Origin of the sequence: Blautia sp. AF19-10LB (assembly GCF_003461245.1) — a bacterium.
GTDB lineage: Bacteria > Bacillota > Clostridia > Lachnospirales > Lachnospiraceae > Blautia_A > Blautia_A intestinihominis.
In genome coordinates this window covers 1-1263 of sequence record NZ_QTWS01000087.1, presented here as the reverse complement: position 1 = coordinate 1263, position 1263 = coordinate 1, and the positions used below count along the sequence as shown (strand labels likewise).

Annotated in this window: 2 protein-coding genes; both read left to right on the top strand. The window is 31.7% G+C overall.

The annotated features are described in order from the left end of the window. Positions 1–317 precede the first annotated feature (317 nt). Entirely contained in the window at positions 318–671 is a 354-nt protein-coding gene (locus tag DWX28_RS19160) for a BlaI/MecI/CopY family transcriptional regulator (protein ID WP_118254786.1), read from the top strand. 11 nt (positions 672–682) lie between these two features. Then, positions 683–1228: a M56 family metallopeptidase gene (locus DWX28_RS19155; protein WP_147342130.1), complete on the top strand. Its 546-nt coding sequence runs from the start codon at positions 683–685 to the stop codon at positions 1226–1228. The last annotated feature ends 35 nt before the right edge of the window (positions 1229–1263 follow it).

The window sequence follows — 1263 nt, the reverse complement described above, 5'->3', positions numbered from 1 at the left end:
TGATGAAACACTAAAAAATCCTTGATTTTCAAGGAAAAAAGACTTGACTATATAGGGAGTTAAAAATAAACGATGAATCAGATATAAAGGAAAATTTAGACTATGAAAGAATGCAAGAGGTTGTAAAATGCATTTTAAGGGTGGCTTTTGAGTTGGAATAAATATATTGATGTGATTACTATTAAATAGACAGTATAAAAACAGGCCGGTACTATATCTATAAATCCATATATTTAGGTGCTCCATGCTATTGACAGCGGTGGATTGGTTTGATAGTATGAAAAATAAACTATTGCAGTAGTCTAAAAGGAGTAATTATGAATACAAAATTATATGATTCAGAACTTAAAGTTATGGAAGTCTTGTGGAGGGAAGGAGATGTTTCAGCAAAGCATATTTCGGAAGTTTTGAACACAGAAGTTGGTTGGAACAAAAATACTACTTATACTGTTATAAAAAAATGTGTTGCAAAGGGGGCTATTGAACGTTATGGAAGCAACTATATGTGTAAAGCGTTGATTTCTAAAGAGAATGTAGAAGAATTTGAAACCCGAGAACTCATTGATAAAATATTTCATGGATCAAAGATAAATTTTTTTGCTTCCTTTGTGAGCCACGAAAAATTATCAGAGGAGGAACGTAAGCAGATAAAGAAATTGTTGGAGAAGTGAGGTGCCAGGCTATGATACGTCATATGCTGATTAGTTCAAGCCTATTTATTGTTCTGATTTTGCAAGTTCGTGTATGTTTAAAAAATCATATCCCTGGACGTATTTATGTAATGCTCTGGGAAATTGCATTGCTTCGGCTAGTTTTACCGTTAAAAATACCAATTCTACCAGACCGTCTTCTAAACCACATAGATACTTTTTCACCAAATACAGTTTCTTTAACAACAGAAAATGTTGGGAAAAGGTTTTTCATAATATGGGGAATAGGATTTAGTATTTCGTTTATTATTGCGGTTATTAATTATTATAGAGAACGAATGTTGCTAGCACAGTCTCTTCCTATAGAAATTGATTTTACAAAAACAGAGAATTTATACACTGTTCCGATACGTGTATCCGATCGAATACTATCACCAGTAGTATATGGGATATGGAAACCCTGTGTTGTGCTACCTAAGGCGATGAATTATAATAATTTAAAACTTTTACAAAATGTGTTGTTACATGAAAAAGCACATATTTTTTGGAAAGATAATTTAACTTGTTGTGCTAGATAAAATAAAATATAAAGAAACTTCAACAAAATGTGCTA